Source organism: Corallococcus sp. CA053C (assembly GCF_003611675.1).
Taxonomy (GTDB): Bacteria; Myxococcota; Myxococcia; order Myxococcales; family Myxococcaceae; genus Corallococcus.
The window spans coordinates 36,078-59,266 of the sequence record NZ_RAWA01000013.1 but is presented as its reverse complement, the minus strand read 5'-3'; the positions used below and the strand labels follow the sequence as shown (position 1 = coordinate 59,266).

The window sequence follows — 23,189 nt, the reverse complement described above, 5'->3', positions numbered from 1 at the left end:
ACTACACCGTCCCCGCCCCGGTCGCCTCCCCTGCCCTGCTCACGGTCGCGCCCGCTGGCACCGGGCCCGCACGGACGCCCGCGCCGGGGATGTTGTCCGCGCCCTCCGGGCCGCCCCTGGAGATGGTGACGGCGGAGGCGCTGGAGCTGAACACCGCGGAGCCGCCCCGGACGGGGGCGGTGATCGGCATCGACCTGGGGACGACGAACTCGTGCGCCGCGTTCGTGCGCGGCAACAAGCCGGCGGTGCTGCACAGCCGCGAGGGGCACAACACGGTGCCCTCCATCCTGGCGTTCAACCAGCGCGGCAAGCTGGTGGTGGGCCACCCCGCGAAGGGGCAGATGCTCACCAACCCGCGCCAGACGGTGTACGGCGCCAAGCGCCTGGTGGGCCGGCCGTATGCGTCGCCCATCGTCGGGCAGATCAAGGACCGCTTCCACTACGAGATCGCCGCCGGGCAGGCGGGCGAGGCGGCGGTGCGGCTGGGCGATCGCATCTATTCGCTCCAGCAGATCTCCGCGCTGATCCTCCGCGAGGTGCGCGAGGTGGCGCAGAACCAGCTGGGCCAGCCCATCTCGCGGGCGGTCATCACGGTGCCCGCCTACTACAACGACAACCAGCGGCAGGCGGTGCGCGAGGCGGGCAAGCTCGCGGGCCTGTACGTGGAGCGCATCCTCAACGAGCCCACGGCGGCGGCGCTGGCGTACGGCTATGGGCGCAAGCTCAACCAGCGGGTGCTGGTGTACGACCTGGGCGGCGGCACGTTCGACGCGTCGGTGCTGGAGCTGCACGACACCGTCTACGAAGTCATCTCCACCGGCGGTGACACGTTCCTGGGCGGCATCGACTTCGATAACGCCATCGTCGAGTACCTCCTGGAGGAGTTCCGGCAGCAGACGGGCCGCGCCTTCCAGGGGGACCGGGTGGCCCTGCAGCGCATCAACGACGCGGCGGAGCGGGCCAAGTGCGCCCTGTCCGAGCGCTCCGAGATGCGGGTGCACGTGGCCTTCGTGACGATGATCGACAACAAGCCGTACGACCTGGACGTCGTGCTCACGCGGCAGAAGTTGATCGCGCTGACGGAGAAGCTGGTCGACCGCACGCTCCAGGTCTGTGACGAGGTGTTGCAGGCCAAGGGGCTGAAGCCGCAGGACATCGACGAAGTGATTCTCGTCGGTGGGCAGAGCCGCTTCCCGCTGGTGCACGAGAAGATCACGAAGTTCTTCAACCAGCCGCCCAGCAAGGGCGTGCACCCGGACGAGGCCGTGGCGCTGGGCGCGGCGCTCTTGGCGCACAGCCTGGGACAGCTGGAAGGCGTGGTGCTCATCGACGTGCTGCCCATGGCCATTGGCGTGGGGCTGCCGGGCGGGCGCTTCAAGCCGGTGCTGGAGCGCAACGTGGCGCTGCCGGCCTCCAAGGTCTACACGCTCTCCACGCACCGGGATGATCAGACGGAGCTGGAGCTCACCGTGTTCCAGGGGGACGCCGAGCGGGCCCAGGACAACGAGTACCTGGGCACGCTGCGGCTCGCGGGCCTGCCGAAGCGTCCTCGCGGCACGGTGCAGGTGACCGTGACGTTCGAGGTGAACAACGAGTCGCTGCTGAAGGTCGTCGCACGGGAGGCCACGTCGGGGCGCGAGGTGGTCAGCACGTTCACCACGCGCGACACGCCGGAGACGGTGAAGGCACGGCTGGCGCAGTCGGAGTCCGCGCCTGTTGCCTCCGGTGTCACGCACGCGGCCGGGAATGGCGCGGCGTCGGCGGCAAGCGTGAACCGCAACATCGCTGTCGCAGCGCCCGTGGTGCCGGTGCTGACGCCAGACGCGGCGGTGGTGTCGAAGCAGAAAGGTTTCATGGGGTGGTTGAAGGGGCTGTTCGGGCGCGCCTGAGACGCTCCCCCGGGAAGCTGGCGGCGCAGCGTGTGCGCACCCTCGGCAGCACCGCGAGTACCTACGGGATTGAGCGCAAGGGCTGCTAAGAAGTGTCGGCGCTTTTTCCGACACATGGACGGCCCCCCGTGCCCGACTTCTCGCGAACCCTTCCTGGCGTCCTGTTGAATCTGGCGGTGGGCCCTTCGGCCCATGCGCCGCTGTACACGTTTCTGGGTGAGGTGGACGGCGACGAGACGGTGCTGAGCGCGTTCGAACTGGACGTGCGGGCCCGGCGCATCGCAGCGGCGTTGCAGGCGCGGGGCGCGGTAGGCGAGCGCGTGTTGCTGCTGTACCCGCCGGGGTTGGATTACATCGCGGGGTTCTTCGGGTGCCTGTACGCGGGCGCGATCGCGGTGCCGGCGTATCCGCCGGATCCGATGCGGCTGGAGCGCACCCTGCCCCGCCTGCGCGCCATCATCCAGGACGCCGAGGCGTCGGTGGTGCTCACCACGTCCGGCATCCTGGAGCTGTCGGACTTCGTCTTCGAGCAGGCGCCGGACTTCCGCGCGCTGCACTGGATGGCGACGGACGCGCTGCCGGAGGGCGGCGAGCGGGACTGGCGCACGCCGTCGGACGTGGGCGCGGAGTCGCTCGCGTTCCTGCAGTACACGTCGGGGAGCACGGGGATGCCGAAGGGCGTGATGCTCACGCACGCGAACCTGCTGCACAACCTGGGGCTCATCTCCGGGGCGTTCCAGGTGCGCCGCGACAGCGTGGGCGTCATCTGGCTGCCGCCGTACCACGACATGGGCCTCATCGGAGGCATCCTCCAGCCGCTGCTCGGAGGCTTCCCGGTGGCGCTGATGTCGCCGATGGCGTTCCTCCAGAAGCCGCTGCGCTGGTTGCAGGCGGTGTCGCGCTTCCGGGGGACCATCAGCGGCGGGCCCAACTTCGCGTTCGAGTTGTGCGCGCGTCGCGCGACGCCGGAGGACGTGGCGTCGCTGGACCTGTCGTCGTGGGAGGTGGCGTTCTGCGGCGCGGAGCCCATCCGCGCGTCCACGCTGAAGCGCTTCGCGGAGGTGTTCGCGCCGAGCGGCTTCCGGCCGGAGGCGTTCTACCCGTGCTACGGCCTGGCGGAAGGGACGCTCATCGTCACCGGCGAGGAGAAGGGCCGGGGCGTGCGCGTCCATGCGTTGGAAGACGCGGCGCTGTCGCGCGGGCTCGCGGTGGCGGGGCCCGTGGATGCGGCCGGCGTGAGGACGCACATCGGTTGCGGGATGACGTTGGCGGATCAGCGATTGCTGGTCGTGGATCCGGACTCGCTCGTGCCGCGCGCGCCCGGGCAGGTTGGTGAGATCTGGGTGTCGGGCGCGAGTGTGGCGCAGGGGTATTGGCGCAAGCCGGAGCTGAGCGAGGCCACGTTCCATGCGCGTCCCGCTGGCGTAGTGGATGGGCCGGAGTACCTGCGCACGGGCGACCTGGGCGTGCTGCGGGAGGACGGGCAGTTGCTCGTCACCGGGCGGCGGAAGGATTTGATCATCCTGCGCGGACGGAACCTGTACCCGCAGGACGTGGAGGGCGTGGTCGAGCGCACCGAGCCGCGCGTGCGTGCGGGCGGCGTGGCGGCGTTCTCCGTGGAGACGACGGCCGGTGAGGCGCTGGCCGTGGTGGCGGAGGTGAGCCGGGACCTGGCTGAGTCCGCGGATCCGACCGTGCTGGCCGCGGTGGCAAACGGTCTGCGTCAGGCGCTCTCGCGCGAGCTGGAGGTCCAGACGCACACGGTGGCGCTGTTGCCGCCGGGCGCGGTGCCCAAGACGTCGAGCGGGAAGATCCAGCGCTTCGCGTGCCGCGCGGGGCTCGTGTCGGGTGAGCTGTCTGTGCTGTGGCGCAGTGAGATGACGGGCGCGGAGCCGTTGGTGCGGGCGGCGGTGGCGCCTGTGTCCGTGGCGGATGCTTCGACTGGCGCGACGGCGGAGCACGTCGGCGCGGTAGCGGATGCCTCGACGGCCTCGGCTGAGGCTTCAGCAAACGTGCCGCCAGCGCCGGTTGCAGCGCCCCCTTCCCGCTCGGTGGAGGAGCTGGAGCGCATCCTTCGCGAAGAGCTCACCGCGGTCCTCGGCGCGGAGGCGGGCCTTCAGGCTTCGGACGTTCCGCTCACGCAGTTGGGAATGGATTCGCTCGCGGCCGCGGACCTCCAGGCCCGCATCGAAAAGCGACTCGGTGCTCGCGTCTCCGCCGCCACGCTGTTGCAGGACGTGACCCTCCAGGCACTCGTGGCTTCACTGGCCAAGGGCAGCACCGCGACGGGCCTTGCGGCCCTTCCTCCCGTGCAGCGTCGCTCTGCTTCGGCGGGCCTGGCTCCGGCCTCGTTCTCCCAGCAGCGCCTGTGGTTCCTCCAGCAGCTCGCTCCGGACTCCACCGCGTACCATGTCCCGGTGGCGCTCTCGTTTCGGGGCCCCCTGGTTCCGGAGACGCTGTCGCGGTCACTGACCGAACTGGTCCGCCGTCACGAATCACTGCGCACGAGCTTCGTGGCTCGGGACGGTGTGCTGTTCCAGCAGGTCCATGCCCCCTCGCCCGTGTCGCTCGGCGTGGAGGATGTCTCCGGTACGGAATCCGCTTCACGCCAGGCCGTGCTCGATGCGTGGGCGGTCCGTGATGCCCAGCGGCCGATGGACATGTTCACCGGGCCGCTGCTGCGCTTAGTGCTGCTGCGCTTCGCTTCGGATGACCACGTCCTGCTCGTCTTCGTGCACCACCTGGTCGCCGACGGCTGGTCCGTGGGCGTCATGGCCCGCGAGCTGACCGCGCTCTACGGTGCCTTCGGAGACCAGCGCCCCTCTCCCCTTCCCGAACCCGCGCTCCAGTACGGCGACTTCGCGGCGTGGCAGCAGACGAACCTGACGCCCCAGGCCCTGGGCACCGAGCTGGCGTGGTGGAAGCAGACGCTCTCCGGCGCCCCTTCGCTGCTGGCCCTGGCCACCGACAAGCTCCGGCCGCAGCGGCTGTCCTCCCAGGGTGCCCGCCGTCTTCGCGTGTTGCCCGCGCCCTTGATGGCGAAGCTGAACGCGCTGGGACGCCGTGAGGGCGCGACGCCCTTCGTGACCCTGGTGACCGCGCTGGCCACCGTGCTGCACCGGTGGAGTGGCCAGACGGACTTCGTCCTCGGCTCCGCGGCGTCCGGGCGCGATGTGCCGGGCACCCGCTCCCTCGTCGGCGACCTCACCAACTTCATCCCGCTGCGCCTGCGCGTGCCCTCGGACACCACCGTGTCGGGGCTCCTCGCCAGCGTGAAGCAGACGACCCTCGACGCCCTGGCCCACGGCCATGTTCCGTTCGACCACGTGCTCGCGGTCGCGCAGACCAGCGCGCAGCGGCGCGAGCTGTACAACATCGCGTTCGTCCTGGACGACTACGCCGTGCCCCATGGGCAACCGGTGGGCGGTGGGCTGACGCTCGACGTGGGGCTGTTGGACAACCGCACCACCGAAATCGACATGACCTTCGAGGCCGCCCCTGGCCCCGATGGCCTGCTCATCGGCTGCAAGTACGCCACCGACCTGTTCGAGCCCGAGACGATTGACCGGCTCCTGGCCCACCTGGAGGTCGTGGTCGGAGGCATGGTCGCCGCGCCGGAGACGAAGCTCTCCGAGCTGCCCGTGATGACGGAGGCCGAGCGCCACCAGGTGCTCCACGGCTGGAACCCGCCGTGTGAGCCGTTCCCTACGGGCACGCTGGTGGAGCGCTTCGAGGCACAGGTCGAGCGCACCCCGGACGCCATCGCCGTCACCTTCGAGCTGCGCCAGCTCACCTACCGCGAGCTGGACGCGCGGGCCAACCGGCTCGCGCATGTCCTCTGGGAGCGCGGCGTGCGCCCCGAGGTCCTTGTGGGCGTGTGCCTGGAGCGCGGCGTGGAGCTGGTCGTCACGCTGCTCGGCATCCTCAAGGCGGGCGGCGCGTACCTCCCGTTGGATTCGGCGCACCCGCGCGAACACCTGGCGTTCCTGCTGGAGGACGCGCGTGCGCCCATCGTCGTCACCCAGTCCTCGCTGGAGGACCGCGTGCCGTCGGTGGACGGAACCACCGTGCTCACGTTCGAGGCCGCGATGGCCTCCGGCGCTTCGTCGGAGCGGCTCGCGCACCGGAGCGCTCCCGGGGACCTGGCCTACGTCATCTACACGTCGGGCTCCACCGGACGTCCCAAGGGCGTGATGGTGCAGCACGATCACGTCACGCGGTTGTTCACCGCGACGGATTCGAAGTTCCACTTCGGGCCTTCGGATGTGTGGACGCTGTTCCACTCGTACGCGTTCGACTTCTCCGTCTGGGAGCTGTGGGGCGCGCTGCTGTACGGCGGCCGGCTGGTGGTGGTCCCGTACTTCATCAGCCGCTCGCCGCAGGCGTTCCTGAGTCTGCTGTCCGACGAGGGTGTCACCGTCCTCAACCAGACGCCCACTGCGTTCCGGCAGCTCCTGCACGCGGAGCAGCAGGCCGCGGCCCAGGGCGAAGCTCCGCCCCTGGCGCTGCGCTACGTCATCTTCGGCGGTGAGGCGCTGGACCTCGCGTCGCTGCGCCCCTGGTTCGAGCGTCACGGCGACGCGCGCCCGCAGCTCGTGAACATGTACGGCATCACCGAGACGACGGTGCATGTCACCTGGCGTCCGGTGGGGCTCGCGGACCTGGAGCGCCCTGCCTCCAGCGTCATCGGCCAGCCCATCCCCGACCTCCAGCTCTACCTGCTGGACGCGGCGGGACAGCCCGTGCCCATTGGCGTGCCGGGAGAGATCCACGTCGGCGGCGCGGGCGTTGCGCGCGGCTACCTGCGCCGGCCCGAGCTGACGGCGGCGCGCTTCGTGGAAGACCGCTTCGGCCCCGTGCCGGGCCGCAAGCTCTACCGCGCGGGAGATCTGGCGCGGCGGCTGCCCAACGGAGACCTGGAGTACCTGGGCCGCATCGACCACCAGGTGAAGCTGCGCGGCTTCCGCATCGAGCTGGGGGAGATCGAGTCCTCGCTCAGCACGCACCCCGACGTGCGCGAGACCGTGGTCATCGTGCGCGAGGACGTGCCCGGTGATCAGCGCCTCGTGGCCTACGTCGTCCCCGCCACCGTGGAGGCCGCTGTCCTGCGCGAGCACCTGCGCCAGCGGCTGCCCGAGTACATGGTGCCCTCCGCCTTCGTTGGCCTGGACGCCCTGCCCCTCACGACCAACGGCAAGGTGGAGCGGCGCGCCCTCCCCGCCCCCACGCTCGCCACGTCCGCCTCCGAGGACGAGGCCCCGCTGTCCCCGCTCCAGGAGCAGCTGGCGGCGCTGTTCCGCGAAGTGCTGCGCGTGGAGCGCGTGGGCCTGCATGACGACTTCTTCGACCTGGGTGGGCACTCGCTGCTGGCCACGCAGCTGGTGACGCGGGTGGGCGCGCGCTTCGGCGTGGACCTGCCCCTGCGCACGTTGTTCGAGGCGCCCACGCTGGCGCTGCTCTCGGAGCGCATCCAGGCGCTGCCGTCACGCAAGGCCACCCCCGCACTGCGCACCGTGCCCCGCGACGGGGACCTGCCGCTGTCGTTCGCGCAGCAGCGCATGTGGTTCCTGGATCAGCTCGAACCGGGCCAGGCGCTCTACAACATCCCCCTGGCGCTGCGGCTCACCGGCGCGCTGGACGTGGAGGTGCTGCGCCGCACCTTCGCGGAAGTGGTCCGTCGGCACGAACCGCTGCGCACCACGTTCCTGGAGCGTGACGGTCAGCCGCTCCAGCGCATCCACGCCGCGCCCGCGGAGTGGGCCCTGCCAGTGGAAGTCATCCCGGAAGGCGCCACGCGCGAGGACACCTTGCGGCGGCGCATGCGGGATGAGGCCGCACGGCCGTTCGACCTGGGCACCGGTCCGCTGCTGCGCACGCGGTTGCTCCGGCTGGGCGCGGAAGAGCACGTGCTGCTCCTGTGCATGCACCACATCGTCTCCGACGGTTGGTCCATGGGCGTGCTGGTGCACGAGGTGGGGAGCCTCTACGCGGCGTTCGCGGAAGGTCGTCCGTCCCCGCTGCCGGCGCTGGAAGTGCAGGCCGCCGACTTCGCCGTGTGGCAGCGACAGGAGGGGAACTCCGACGGCGTGCAGGCCCACCTGGACGCGCTCAAGGAGTCGCTCAAGGACCTGCCCACGCTGACGCTGCCTTCCGAGCACGGCCTGCCCGCGGCGCGGACCCTTCGCGGCGCGAGCCATGTCTTCACGCTGCCCGCCTCGCTGGTGCGCTCGCTGGAGCAGGTGGGCCGCGACCGGGATGCAACGCTGTTCATGGTGCTGCTGGCCGGGTACCAGACGCTGCTGTCGCGCTACTCCGGGCAGGACGACTTCGCCGTGGGCAGCCCCGTGGCCCACCGCACCCGGCCGGAGCTGGAGCCGCTCATCGGCGTGTTCCTCAACACGCTGGTGCTGCGCGCGCGCCTGGACGGCGACCCCCGCTTCACGGAGCTGCTGGACCGCGTGCGCGAGTCCTCCCTGTCCGCGTATGCCCACCAGGACGTGCCCTTCGAGCGACTGGTGGAAGCGCTGGGGGCGGAGCGTGGCGCGGAGCGCGCGTCGCTGTTCCAGGTGATGTTCGCGCTGCACAACGCGCCCGTGCCTCCGCCGTCCCTGCCGGGCGTGCGCGTGGCGCTGCTGCCCACCGCGCCGGACACGTCCCGCTTCGACGTGAGCCTGTCGATGATGGAGCGCGACGGCGGGCTGGAGGGGACGCTCGAGTACAGCCTGGACCTCTTCACCTCGGCCACCGCCGCGCGGCTGGCGTCGCAGCTCCGCGTGCTGCTGGAGGCCGTGGCGCACGATGCGACGGTGCCTGTCAGCCGCCTGCCGCTGATGGACGCGGAGGAGCGCTCGTGGGTGCTGGTGGACTGGAACGACTCCGGCTCGCACCCCTTCGTGGAGGACACCCTCCCCCGCTGCTTCGAGGCCCATGTCCGGCGCGCGCCCAACGCCGTCGCCGTGGAGCACGAGGGACGGACGCTCACCTACGGGGCGCTGGATGCGCGGGCGAACCAGCTTGCGCGGCACCTGCTGTCGCTGGGCCTGCGTCCGGAGGGCCGCGTGGGCCTGTGCCTGGAGCGCGGCCTGGACCTCGTGGTGGGCATGCTGGGCGTGCTCAAGGCTGGCGGCTGCTACGTGCCGTTGGATCCGACCTACCCCCAGCAGCGCCTGACGTTCATGTTCCAGGACGCGGGCCTGTCCGCGGTGGTGACGGAGCGCTCGCTCTTGCCGTCCCTGCTGGAGCAGTCCTGGCCCACCGTGTGCCTGGATGCCGAACCGGACGTGCTGGAGCGCCACGACACGAGCGCCCCCGCGCATGTCACGGTGCTGCCGGGCCAGCTCGCCTATGTGCTCTACACGTCGGGCTCCACCGGGACGCCGAAGGGCGCGGGCGTGGAGCACCGCTCCATCGTTCACCTGGTCCGCGACACGAACTTCGTGCGCCTGACGCCCGAGGACCGCATCGCGCAGGTGTCCACGCCGTCTTTCGACGCGGCCACGTTCGAGGTCTGGGGCGCGCTGCTCAACGGCGCGCGGCTGGTCATCATCCCGCGCGACATCACGCTGTCCCCGCCGCACCTCGCCCGGAAGCTGCGCGAGGTGGGCGCCACCACCGTGCTGCTCACCACCGCCCTCTTCCACGAGGTGGCGCGCGAGGAGCCCGGCGCGCTGGCGGCCCTGCGCAACGCCTTCTTCGGCGGGGACCGGGCGGATCCTCGCGCGGTGCGGAGCGTGCTCGCGGCGGGGTTGCGCGGGCAGCTCGTCAACCTGTACGGCCCCACCGAGGCCACCGTCTGCGCCACCTTCCACTCCGTGGACGCGCTGGCGGCGGACGCCACCATGGTGCCCATTGGCCGGCCCGTGGCCCGTGCGCGGCTGTACGTGCTGGATGCGCACGGTGAGCCCGTGGCACCGGGCGTTCCTGGCGAGCTGTTCATCGGCGGCGACGGCGTGGGGCGTGGCTATCCCGGCCACCCCGCGACGACGGCCGAGCGCTTCGTGCCGGACGCGTTCAGCGGCATCCCGGGCGCGCGGCTGTACCGCACGGGCGACCGGGCGCGGTGGCGGGCGGATGGGACGCTCGACTTCGTGGGCCGCGTGGACGCGCAGGTGAAGGTGCGCGGCTTCCGCATCGAACCGGGCGAGGTGGAGTCCGCCCTGCACGCCCATCCCTCCGTGCGCGAGGCGGTGGTCGTGGTGCGCGAGGACGTGCCCGGCGACAAGCGACTGGTGGCCTACGTCGTGGGCCACCCCTCGCCGGATCCCGTCGCGCTGCGCGCCTTCCTCGCGGAGCGGCTGCCCGCGCACCTCGTGCCGTCCGCGTTCGTGCCCATGACGGCGCTGCCGCTGACGCCCGGGGGCAAGCTGGATCGCAAGGCGCTGCCCGTGCCGGAGCAGTCCGTGTCGGCGCTGGTGCCCGCCGTCCCCGAGCGCCTGACACCCTTCCAGCAGCGCGTCGCCGGGCTGTTCCGCGACGTGCTGCACGTGGAGCGCGTGGGGCTGCACGATGACTTCTTCGCCCTGGGCGGACACTCGCTCCTGGCCACGCAGCTCATCTCCCGCCTGCGCGCCACGTTCCAGGTGGAGCTGCCCCTGCGCGGCCTCTTCACCGCGTCCACCGTGGCCCGCGTCACGGAGCTGGTGGAAGAGCAGCTCCTGGTGCGCACGGACGGCCCGCGTGTGCCCGCGCTCCGTCCCGTGTCGCGCGACGGCGCGCTGCCCCTGTCGTTCTCGCAGCAGCGGCTGTGGGTGCTGGATCAGCTCCAGCCTGGTGCCACGCCCTACGTGCTGCTCGGGGCCGTGCGGCTGGAGGGTTCGCTCGACGCGGAGGCCCTGCGTCGCGCGCTGGAGCTGCTGGTCGAACGTCATGAGGCCCTGCGCACCACGTTCGTGCTGAAGGGCAACGAACCCGTCCAGCTCATCCACCCCACGCCCGCGTGGACCCTGCCTGTCATGGACCTGGGCGACCTGTCGCCGGAGACGCGCGAGTCGGCGCTCCAGCGGCTGGCCCTGGAGGAAGCGGGTCAGCCCTTCGACCTGGGCACGGGCCCGCTGCTGCGCTCGAAGCTGGTGCGGTTCGCGCCCTCGGACCATGTGCTGATGCTGTCCATGCACCACATCGTCTCCGACGGCTGGTCCGTGGGCGTGATGGTGCGCGAGGTGGCGACGGCCTACGCGGCCTTCTCCACCGGGAAGGCGCACGGGCTTCCGGCCCTGCCGGTGCAGTACGCCGACTTCGCCTCGTGGCAGCGCGGCTGGCTCCAGGGGGACGTGCTTGCGGAGCAGGTTGCGTGGTGGAAGCAGCAACTCGCCGGGGCGCCGCACGTCCTGGACCTGCCCATCGACCACCCCCGTCCGACGCCGCGCTCCCCGAATGGCGCGATCCTCCCCGTGCACCTGCCCCGCACCCTGGGCGACCGCCTGGGGACGCTCGCGCGGCAGGAGGGCGCCACGTCGTTCATGGCGCTGCTGTCCGTGTGGCAGCTGCTGCTGTCGCGCTACAGCCGGCAGGAGGACCTGCTGGTGGGCTCGCCCATCGCGGGCCGCAACCATGGCGACGTGGAGGGGCTGGTCGGCTTCTTCATCAACACGCTGGTGCTGCGCGCCCGCGTCCGCCCGGAGGATTCATTCCGCGCGCTGCTGACGCAGGTGCGGGACACGACGCTCGCGGCCTATGAGCACCAGGACCTGCCGTTCGAGAAGCTCGTTGAAGAGCTTCAGGTGCAACGCGACCTGGGTCGCACGCCGCTGGTGCAGGCCATCTTCGCGCTCCAGAACGCGCCCGGTGGAACGCTGGAGGTGCCGGGCCTGACGCTGCGCATGCTGGACGTGGACACGGCCACGGCGCGCTTCGACCTGGGCCTCGTGCTCGCGGAGACGCCGGACGGCCTTCGCGGCGTCATCGAGTACAGCACCGCCCTCTTCGACCGCGACACGATGGTCCGGCTCGCCGGCCAACTGCGCGTGGTGATGGAGGCCGCGGTCGCGAACCCGGACGTGCCGCTGTCCCAGCTCCCCTGGCTCACGCCGGCCGAGCACCAGCAGGTGCTCGTCGACTGGAACGACACCGTCCGGCCCTACCCCGCCGAGAGCACCGTGGCGGCGGAGTTCGCGCGGCAGGTCGCGCGGCACCCGAACGCCATCGCGGTGGAGTCCGACGATGAACGGCTGACGTACGCGCAGCTCGACGTGCGGGCCAACCAGCTGGCCCATGAGCTGCGGGCCCGGGGTGTGGGCCCGGACGTGGCGGTGGCGCTGTGCCTGGAGCGCTCCGTCGTCTTCGTCGTCGCCGTGCTCGGTGTCATCAAGGCCGGCGGCTGCTACGTGCCGATGGATGCGTCGTACCCCGCGCAGCGGTTGACCTTCATGCTGGAGGACGCGAAGCCGAAGCTCGTCCTCACCACGCGCGCCCTGCGGGGGCGGCTGCAACTGCCGGACGCGTCCCTGCCGTGCCTCCTCGTGGAGGAGCTGTCGCTCGACGCCCATCCCGTCACCGCGCCGGTGGTGGACGTGGGCCCGCGCAACCTGGCCTACGTCATCTTCACGTCCGGCAGCAGCGGGCGGCCCAAGGGCGTGGCCAGCGAACAGCGCGGCCTGCTTCGCCTGATGCACGCGATGCCGTACGCGCGCTTCGACACCACCGACACGACGCTGCTCTTCGCGCCCATCTCCTTCGACGGCTCGGTGCTGGAGCTGTGGCTTCCGCTGATGCATGGCAGCCGGCTCGTCATCTTCCCGGCGCAGGCCGTGGCCGGTGACATGGACGCGCTCGCCCGGGTGGTGGAGCGGCACAAGGTCACCTTCGTCCACATGCCGGCCGGCCTCTTCGCGCAGCTCGTCGAGCACCGGATGGACATCCTCCGGCGCCTGCACGAGCTGCACGTCGGTGGCGACGTCGTCTCCGCGCCCCACGTGCGCAAGGCGATGGAGACCCTGCACATCCAGTTCACCAACGGCTACGGGCCCTCCGAGTGCTCCGTCGTCGCGACCGCCTACACGATGAACCAGCCGGAGCAGGTGGTGCCGGGGATGTCGGTGCCCATCGGGCCGGCGCTCTTCAACACCACGGTCTACGTGCTGGATGCGCGGCTGCGCCCGGTGCCGGTGGGCGTGCCGGGCGAGCTGTTCCTCGGCGGTGATGGCCTGGCGCGCGGCTACGTGTCGCGGCCGGATCTCACGGCGGAGCGCTTCATCCCGGACGCGCAGGGCACCACGCCCGGCGCGCGGCTGTACCGCACGGGCGACGTGGTCCGCTGGCTCCCCAGTGGGCTGCTGGAGTTCCTGGGCCGCGCCGACCACCAGGTGAAGGTGCGCGGCTTCCGCATCGAACTGATGGAGGTGGAGGCCGCCCTGCGCGACCTGCCCGCCGTGCAGGAAGCGGCCGTGGTGGTGCGCGAGGACGTGGCCGGCGACAAGCGGCTCATCGCGTACCTGATGCCCCGCGAAGGACACCCGCTGGACACCGCGTCGCTGCGCGCGGGCCTGCGGCTGCGGCTGCCGGAGTACATGGTGCCGTCGGTGTTCGTGATGCTGCCCGTCCTGCCCCTGAATCCCAGCGGCAAGGTGGACCGCAAGGCCCTGCCCGCGCCGGACGCCGCGTCCACCGGCCGCCAGGGCCGCTTCGTGGAGCCCACCCACCCGCTGGAGCAGCGGATGGCGCCCGTGTTCGCCCGCGAGCTGGGCACCGACAAGGTGGGCGTGCACGACCACCTCTTCGAGGACCTGGGCGGCACGTCGCTGTCCGTGGTCCGCATCGCCGCGCGCCTTCGCGAGGAGCTCCAGCGCGACGTGCCCGTGGTGTGGCTCTTCGAGCACCCCACCGTGCATGACCTGGCCCGCCGCCTGGAGCGTGAGTCGGGAGGCCCCGCGGCCTCCGCTGAACCCGTGGCCCCGGCCCCCGCGCCCCGTCCGCGCGAGGCGCCGAAGGCCGGTGCTGCTTCGGGCTCCATCGCGATCATCGGGCTCGCGGGTCGCTTCCCCGGCGCGATGACGGTGCAGGAGTTCTGGCGCAACCTGCGCGGGGGCGTGGAGTCCATCTCGCGCTTCACGCCGGAGGAGCTGGAGCACCTGCCCGGCCTGCCGGAGGGGCTGGAGCTGTGGCACCACCCGGCCTTCGTTCCGGCGGGCGGCGTCATCGACGGCGTGGAGAAGTTCGACCACGCGTTCTTCGATATGTCGCTGCGCGAGGCGCAGTTCACGGATCCGCAGCAGCGGCTGTTCCTCCAGACGGCCTGGGCGGCGCTGGAGGACGCGGGCGTGGATCCGGACCGGTTCCCGGGCGCCATCTCGCTCTACGCGGGCGCCACGGGCTCCGGGTACACGGAGGCCGTGCGTCAGGCGATGCCGCTGGACGCGGCGTCGTACCTGGAGCTGCACGGCACCGCCACGCACGAGAGCCTGGCGACCAAGGCGTCCTTCAAGCTGGGGCTCACGGGTGAGAGCACGCTGCTCTACACCGCGTGCTCCACGGGCCTCGTCGCGGTGCACCTGGCCTGCCAGAGCCTCCAGGTGGGCCAGTCCGACGTGGCGATCGCTGGCGCGACGCGCCTGTCGGTGCCGCAGCGCACGGGCTACGTGCACCAGGAGGGGATGATCTTCTCCCCGGACGGCCACTGCCGCGCGTTCGATGAGAAGGCGCAGGGCACGCTCGCGGCCAACGGCGTGGGCGCCGTGGTGCTCAAGCGCCTGGAGGACGCGGTGCGGGATGGCGACGCCATCTATGCCGTCATCCGGGGCTCGGCCATCAACAACGACGGCCGGCACAAGTCCGGCTTCACCGCGCCCAGCGTGCAGGGGCAGGCGGCCGTGGTGTCGCAGGCGCTCGCGAAGGCGGGAGTGTCGCCGGAAGCGATTGGCTACGTGGAGACCCACGGCACGGCGACGCCGCTGGGGGATCCGATTGAAGTGGCGGCGCTGACGCGCGCGTACGGCCTGGGCGCGGAGCACCAGGGCACCATCGCGCTGGCGTCGCTGAAGACCAACATCGGCCACCTGGACACGGTGGCGGGCCTGGCGGGGCTCATCAAGGTCGCGCTGTCGCTGCACCACGGAGAGATCCCGGCCAGCCTCCACTTCGAGCGGCCCAACCCGCAGATCGACTTCGACGCGGGCCCGTTCTTCGTCAACACCCGTTTGCGACAGTGGCCCCGGGGCGAGACGCCCCGCTTCGCCGCCGTCAGCTCCTTCGGCATTGGTGGCACCAATGCCCACGCGATTCTCGAGGAAGCTCCCATGCGGCAGAGTGGTTCCACCACCCGTTCCCACCAGCTCGTCCTGCTGTCTGCGCGCACGCCCGAGGCGTTGGAAGCGGCGTCGCGGCAGCTCGACGCGCACGCACAGGCCGGAGGCGCGGACCTGTCGATGGCGGACCTGGCGTTCACGCATGCCGTGGGCCGCAAGGTCTTCGAGTTCCGGCGGGCGCTGGTGGCGAAGGACGCGGCGGACCTGTCGCGGCAGTTGCAGAAGCCGGCCCCGGCCGTGAAGGGCACGAACCGCGCGCCGCGCGTGGCGTTCGTGTTCTCCGGTCAGGGTGCGCAGCAGGTGGGCATGGGGCGCGAGCTGGCGGAGGCGTCGCCGCTGTTCCGCGCGCACCTGGAGGCGTGCCTCGCGCTGCTGGACGCGCCGCTGCGGGCGCGGGTGTCGGGCTTGTTGCGCCCGGCGGAGGGCGCGGAGGCGGAGGCGACGGCGAGCCTCGCGGACACGCGCGTGGCGCTGCCCGCGTTGTTCAGTGTGCAGGTGTCGCTGGCGTGGCTGTGGAAGGACCTGGGGGTGACGCCGCACGCGGTGCTGGGTCACAGCTTCGGGGAGTACGCGGCGGCGTGCATCGCGGGCGTGCTGTCGTTGGAGGACGCGCTGCGGCTCGCGGTGACTCGCGGGGAGCTGATGCACCGCATGCCTCCGGGGGCGATGCTCGCGGTGGCGCTACCGGAGACGCAGGTGGCCCCGATGCTGACGGGGCGGCTGACGCTCGCGGCGGTCAACGCGGCGGACCGGTGCGTGGTGTCCGGACCGGTGGAGGAAGTGGAGGCGCTGAAGGCGGAGCTGGAGCGCCGCAAGGCGGGCGTCGTGCGCATGCCCGCGCCGCATGCGTTCCATTCAGCGGACGTGGAGCCGCTGATGCCGGAGCTGGCGCGGGTGGTGGGCTCACTCCGCCGTTCGGAGCCGACTGTGCGCTACGCGTCCGGACTCACCGGGACGTTCGCGCAGCGGGGGCAGTTGGTGGAGCCGCGCTACTGGACGGAGCAGATGCGCCAGCCGGTGCGCTTCAGTGACGCCGTGGGCGCCCTGCTGGAAGAGGGCTGCGGCGTGCTGCTGGAGGTAGGGCCCGGGCAGGACCTGACGCCGCTGGTCCGCGCCAGCCTGGGTCAGGATCGCGACCGCGTCCGCGCGCTGGCCTCGCTGCGCCGGGGCGGGACGACGACGGAGCAGCAGGGCTGGATGCAGGGCGTGGGCGAGCTGTGGACCGCGGGCGTCGCGGTGGACTGGAGCGCGTTCTACGCGCACGAGCAGCGCCTGCGGCTGCACCTGCCGACGTATGCGTTCCAGGAGAAGTCGGTGTGGGTGGAGTCGCGCGCCCGCGCCCTGCCCTCCGCGTTCACGGCGCCGGCCCTGCCCGCCGTGCGTGCACCGCAGACCGTGTCCGCGTCGAACGCGGGTGTTCCGTCGCAGGGCGTGGCTCCGACGGCTCCGGCTCATGCCGGCGCACAGGGGACGACGGGTCCGGTGCCTCAACACTCCGTGCCCACGGGCCCGGGGGCTCAGGGCTTCGTGCCCCAGCACGCCGTGGCTCCAGGGCCTCATCAGCCCGTGCTCCTCGGTCCGCCGCTCTCCGAGCCTCCGACCGCTGGGATGTCCGCGCCCTACGCGGGCCGTGCCCCGACGACCCAATCCGGCATCGCCGCGATGGCGACCTCGGGCCGCGTCGCCACGGTGACACTGTCTCCTGCCGATGGCTCCGAGCACACGGGCCCGTCGAACGCTCCGGCTCCCACGGTTGGCGACTCGAACCCGTTCGTGACGCCGGCCGCCTCCGGGCTCGCGCAGTCGGTTCATGCCGGCGCGTCCATGCCCACGGGCGCGGCGTTCGTTCCCACCCCGGAAGCCGCACCCACCACCGCGCGGACCCTGATGCCGGGCCTCAGCGCCCACACGGCTTCCGAGATCGTGGTCCCCGCCCCCGTCCCCGCGGGCCGTGAGGACGCGCCGCGCGGCGACGTCGAGGAACGCGTGGCCGCGCTGTGGCGCGAACGCCTGGGCCTGGAGTTCGTCGGCCGCGAGGACAACTTCCTCGAGATCGGCGGCAACTCGCTGACAGCGGCGCAGCTCCTCAACCAGGTGCGTGACACCTTCGGCGTGCAGCTCCCGCTCGCCGCGCTCTTCGAGGCCCCCACCGTCGCGGGCATCGCCCAGCGCCTGGAGCCGCTGCTGCGCCAGGCCCCGCAGGCCCAGGTGTCCGTGGAGCTTCCGCTGGTGCCCCGCGCGCGCACGGGTGAGCTGGCCCTGTCCTTCGTACAGGAGCGCGTCTGGCGCCTGGAGCAGCACCTGCCCGGCCTGTCCGCGTACAACATCCCGTTCGTGCTGCGGCTCGAAGGCGTCGTGAACGCCGACGTGCTGGAGCGCGGCATCCAGGAGATCGTCCACCGCCACGAGGCCCTGCGCACCACCTACGACGTGGTGGACGGCCGCCCCGTGCAGCGCTTCCACGCCAAGGTCCACATCCCGCTGGCGCGCGTGGAGCTCCGGGGCCCGCTGGACACGCGCGAACCCGAGGCCCTGCGCATCGCTCGCGAGGACGCGGCCCTGCCGTTCGACCTGGTGAATGGCCCCGTGCTGCGCACCACGCTCGTCCGGCTGGACGCGCAGGTGCACATGCTGATGGTCAGCATCCACCACATCGTCTGCGACACGCTCTCCGTCGCCCTCTTCGTCCAGGAGCTGGGGCAGCTCTACGACGCCTTCCTCCAGGGCCGTCCTTCTCCCCTGCCCCCGCTGCCCGTGCAGTACGCGGACTTCGGCGCGTGGCAGCGCCAGAGCATCGCCGAGGCGCGCCTGCCCGAGCAGGAGCAGTGGTGGCGGCAGCGGCTGGCAGGCATGCCCCGGCAGATCGACCTGCCCACCGACCGTCCACGGCCCGCGCTCTGCCCGCTCACCTCCGCGCGCATGACGGTGGAGTTCCCGCCCGCGCTCGCCCGCGAGCTATCCGCCTTCGCCCGGCGCGAGGGCTTCACCGCGTACATGACCGTGCTCGCGGCGTGGCAGACGCTGCTGCACCGCTACAGCGGCCAGACGGACCTCATCGTCGGCACGCCCATCGCCAACCGCACCCGGCCGGAGCTGTTCCCGCTCATCGGGTACGTGGCGCACTCGGCCGCGTTCCGCACGCGCTTCGTGGGCGACCCGACCTTCCGCGACATGCTCGCGCAGGTGCGTGAGGAGGTCGCGGACGCCCAGTCGCGTCCGGACGTGCCCTTCGAGTACCTCGTCGAGGCGCTCGTCCCCGGCAAGGACATCGGCAAGGGCCGCATGGCCGACTCCGTCTTCGTCTTCCACTCCGGCGTCAGCGCGGGCGCGATGTCGCTGGAGCTCACCGGCATGCGCGGCTCCGTGGTGGAGGTGCCCAACACGCCCGTGCAGTGGGGCTCCACCCTGGCGGACCTCACCCTGGTCCTCTCCGAGTCCCCGGGCCGCATCCACGGCGCGCTGGAGTACGGCACGGAGCTGTTCGACGCCGCCACGATGGAGCGCCTGGTGCAGCACTTCCAGGTGCTGCTGTCCGCCGCGCTGTCCCGGCCCGACACGCAGGTCTCCCGCCTCCCCCTCTCCACCGAAGCCGAGCGCCGCGCGTGGCCGCGTCCTCGCACCGTGTCTGGCTTTACCTCCGTGCCCGCCCTCCTCGCGGACCGGCGCGCGCGTCAGGCCGACGCCATCGCCGTGTCGCGCGGGGATGCGCACTGGACGTGGGCGCAGTTGGGCGCGCGGGTGCGGACCCTGGCCGCGCGGCTGCGCTCGCTGGGTGTGAAGGACGGGACGCCCGTGGCCGTGAGCCTGCGTCCCGGGCCGGAGAAGCTGGCCGCGCTGTGGGCCGTGCTGGAGGCTGGTGGCGCGGGCGTCGCGCTGGGCCCCACCGACCTGGGCGGCATGTCGCTCTACGCGCCCGAGGGCGCCAGCGTGCCGGTGCTCGTCACCTCGCGCGACCTCGTCACCGCCGTGCGCGTGGAGGCGTCGCGCGTGCTGTACGTGGAGGACGTCCTCGCGGACTCCGCCACCGTGAGCGCCGTGGAAGCCTTCGGCGCGAACGACGCTGGCACCCTGGCGTGGCTGTTGCCCATGGGCGCGGGACAGCCCGCGTGGGCGCTGGGCCACCGCGAGCTGGCGGACTTCTTCATCGCGCTGGATGCGCGGCTGTCCCCTTCCGAGGGCGGCGCGTGGCTGTCCGCAGGCGAGGCCGCTCCGGACCGGCCGGACCTGGAGGCGCTGTGGGCGCTGTCGCGCGGGCTGCGCGTGGTGTTCCCGTCGGAGCAGGTCACCGCGCGGCTGGTGAACCTGCAGGGCGGTGGACGCCGGGCGAAGGCGATGGACCTGAGCCTCATCTACTTCGCCAACGACGAGGACACCCTCTCCGGACCGAAGTACGAGCTGCTCCTGGAGGGCTCGAAGTTCGCGGACGCGAATGGCTTCTCCGCGGTGTGGACGCCGGAGCGGCACTTCCACTCCTTCGGCGGTCTGTACCCGCAGCCGGCCGTGGTGGCCGCGGGTCTCGCCACCGTCACCCGCAACCTACGCCTGCGCTCGGGCAGCGTGGTGCTGCCGCTGCATGATCCGCTGCTCATCGCGGAGCAGTGGTCCGTGGTGGACAACCTGTCGCAGGGCCGCGTGGGCCTGTCGGTGGCCACGGGCTGGCACGTCCACGACTTCACCTTCGCGCCGGCCAACTACGAGGACCGGCGCAACATCCTCCTCAAGAACCTGAAGACGCTGCGCGCGCTGTGGCGCGGTGAGAAGGTGACCCGCCCGGCCGGAGGCGGCACGACGGTGGAGCTGTCGCTGCGGCCCAAGCCGGTGCAGAAGGAGCTGCCGGTGTGGCTCACCGCCACGGTGAACCCGGAGACGTTCCGGCTGGCGGGCGAGCTGGGCGCGGGCGTGCTGACGGGCCTGATGTCGCACTCGCTGGAGGAGCTGAAGCCGAAGGTGGCGCTCTACCGCGAGGCGTGGCGCCGCAACGGCCACCCGGGCCGCGGCCACATCACCGTCATGCTGCACACGTACCTGGGCGACGACGAGGCGGAGGTGCTGCGCACGGTGCGACAGCCGCTGCTCGGCTACTTCCGGGGCTCCACGGACATCGTCACGTCGCTGCTGGCCGCGCAGGGCTACCAGGGGGAGATCAACAAGCTGTCCCCCGACGACATCAACGCGCTGCTGGAGCACACCTTCGAGCACCACGCGAGGACCACGGGCCTCGTGGGCTCGGTGGAGAACGGGCTCAAGCGCCTGCGCGAGGTGCAGCAGGCGGACGTGGATGAGGTGGCGGCCCTCATCGACTTCGGCCTGGAGACGCCGGTGGTGATGGACGGCCTGCGACGGCTGGCCCGCGTGCGCGAGCTGCTGGAGGGAGAGAGCGTCGCCCGCCAGGAGCAGGTGCTGGTGGAGGGCGATCAGGGCGTCGAAGGGCTCCTCGCGCTCGTGAAGCAGTCCGGCGCGGTGCTGGTGCACACGTCGGCGCGGCTCGCGCGCACGCTGACGGAGCTGCCCGGGGCGCAAGGCTCCCTGGGCACGGTGGGCACCCTGATGCTGGAGGGCGCGTCCGTGGAGCTGGCGTCCGCGCTGCAGCGGGCCGCGGGCGTGGAGGTGCTCCTGTCCGGTGGCGCCGTGGAGGGCGCGCTGCTGCCCCGCGCGCCGGGGGAGCGCATCCCGGCCAGCATCCAGGCGTGGGTGCTGGATCCGGACGGACAGCCCGTCCCCCTGGGCGTCGTCGGAGAGCTGGCCCTGGCCGGCGCGGGGCTCCCCTCGGGCCTGTGGAAGGACGAGGCGGAGGAGCAGCGCCGGCTGGTGCCGCACCCGCTGGAGGCCTCCGCGCGGCTGTACCGCACGGGCCGCCACGCGCGCCTGCGCACCGACGGACGCGTGGAGCCGGTGACGCTGCCGTCCCGCCTCCCGCCTCCGCCCGTGGCGCGTCCCAAGACGGAGGCGCCGCGCCCCGTCGCGCCCGCCACGGTTACGACTCCGGCCGCCGCCCCCAGCGGGCCGCCGCCCATCCCGTTGGTCCCGAGGAACCGGCCGCTGCCGCTGTCCTTCGCGCAGCAGCGCTTCTGGTACCTCCAGCAGTTGGAGCCGCAGAGCGGCGCGTACAACAACGCGTCCACGTTCCGGCTCACGGGTGACCTGGATGTCACCGCGCTCAGGGCCGCGCTGGATGAGCTGGTGGCCCGGCACGAAGTGCTGCGCACCACGTACTCGCTGGCGGGTGCCAGCGCGGTGCAGGTCATCCACCCGGCGCGCGGCCTGCCCCTGCCGATGGTCGAGGTGACGGGCGCGACGCCCGAGGCCCGCGAGGCGGAGCTGCTCCGCCTGTGCCAGGCCCACACGATGATCCCCTTCGACCTGGAGAAGATCGTGGTCCGCGCGCTGCTCTTGCGCGTGGAGCCCCGGGTGCACGTGGTGACGCTGGTGCTCCACCACGCGGTGGCGGACGCGTGGTGCACCATGGTGCTCGCGCGTGAGCTGACGGTGCTCTACGCGACGTTCAGCGCGGGGATGAAGGAGTCTCCCTTGCCCCCGCTGCCCGTGCAGTACGCGGACTACGCGGTGTGGCAGCGCGAGTGGCTGGAGGGCGGCGTCCTGGAGGCGCAGGTCTCCTGGTGGAAGCAGCGCCTGCTGGGGGCTCCGGCGTTGGAGCTGCCCACGGATCGGCCGCGTCCCGCCGTGCAGTCCTTCGTGGGGGCGGTGTACCGCTTCCAGTTCCCGGCCGACGTGGCGGAGCCGCTGCTGGCCTACGGCCGTCGTCACGGCGCCACGTCGTTCATGGTGATGATGGCGCTCTTCCAGACGCTGCTGTCGCGCTACTCGGGGCAGGACGACTTCGTCATCGGCACGCCCATCGCGGGCCGCACGCGTCCCGAGGTGGAAGGGCTGCTGGGCTGCTTCCTCAACACCCTCGCCTTCCGCAGCCGGCTGGACGGGGCGCCGTCGTTCATCGAGCTGCTGGGCCGCGTGCGCACCCAGTCGCTGGAGGCCTACGCGCGGCAGGACGCGCCGTTCGAGCGCATCCTCGACACGCTGGGGCTGCCGCGCGACCTGAGCCGCACGCCGCTGTTCCAGGTCGTCCTCAACGTGCTCAACACGCCGGAGGCCAAGGCGCAGCTGCCGACGCTGGAGCTGGGCCCGGTGGAGGTGCCCAACGACACGGCGAAGTTCGACCTGGGCCTGGAGGTCTTCGAGACGCGCACGGGCTTCTCCTGTCGCTTCGAGTACGCCACCGCCCTCTTCGACGCTGGCACCGTGGAGCGCATGGCGGAGCACCTCGTGGGCATCGCCCGGGAGGTCGTCGCGTCGCCGGAGGTTCCGCTCGCGCGCCTGCGGATGATGGGCGAGGCCGAGCGGCAGAACATCCTCGTCGCGTGGAACGACACGCGGGGCGAGTACCCGCGCGAGGCCTGCATCCAGGACCTCTTCATGCAGCAGGCCGCGCAGCGTCCGGACGCCGTCGCCCTGGAGTTCGGCGACACGCGCCTGACGTACGCGGAGCTGGACGCGCGCACGAACCAGTGGGCGCACCTGCTGCGCGAGCACGGCGTGGGCCCGGACGTGCTGGTGGCGGTGTGCCTGGAGCGCTCCGCCGAGTTGATCATCTCCCTGCTGGCCATTCTCAAGGCCGGTGGCGCGTACCTGCCGCTGGATGCCTCGTACCCGGCGCAGCGCCTGGCCGCGATGCTGGAGGACGCGCCGCCGAAGCTGCTGCTCACCACGCGCGAGGTGCGCGCGAGCCTGCCCGTGGACGCCGCCCTGCCCTCCCTGTTCGTGGAGGAGCTGCGCCTGGACGGAAGGCCCACGACGCCCGTGCACGCGGGGACGCATTCGCGTCACCTGGCCTACGTGGACTTCACGTCCGGAAGCACCGGCCGCCCCAAGGGCGTCGCCGTGGAGCACCGGGGCGTGATGCGCCTCCTGCACAACGCGCCGTATGCGCACCTGGGTCCGGATGAGACGTTCCTGCTCATCGCGCCCATCTCCTTCGACGCGTCCACGCTGGAGGTCTGGGGACCGCTGCTCTTCGGCGGACGCCTCGTGGTCTTCCCGCCCAAGT

2 protein-coding genes (1 of these 2 only partly in view) are annotated in these 23,189 nt (G+C 72.1%); both read left to right on the top strand.

All coding sequences use genetic code 11. From position 1 onward, the window contains the following. Nucleotides 1-1,889, top strand: a 1,889-nt coding sequence (locus D7V97_RS03305) for an Hsp70 family protein (RefSeq protein ID WP_120609118.1), incomplete at its 5' end; no start/stop codon positions are given. Nucleotides 1,890-2,065: 176 nt separating this feature from the next. After that, nucleotides 2,066-23,189, top strand: partial view of a non-ribosomal peptide synthase/polyketide synthase gene (locus D7V97_RS03300; RefSeq protein WP_120609117.1) — the beginning only. The gene runs 23,756 nt beyond the window's last position; the window shows 21,124 of its 44,880 coding nt (coding positions 1-21,124); its start codon is at nt 2,066-2,068; the stop codon falls past the right edge of the window.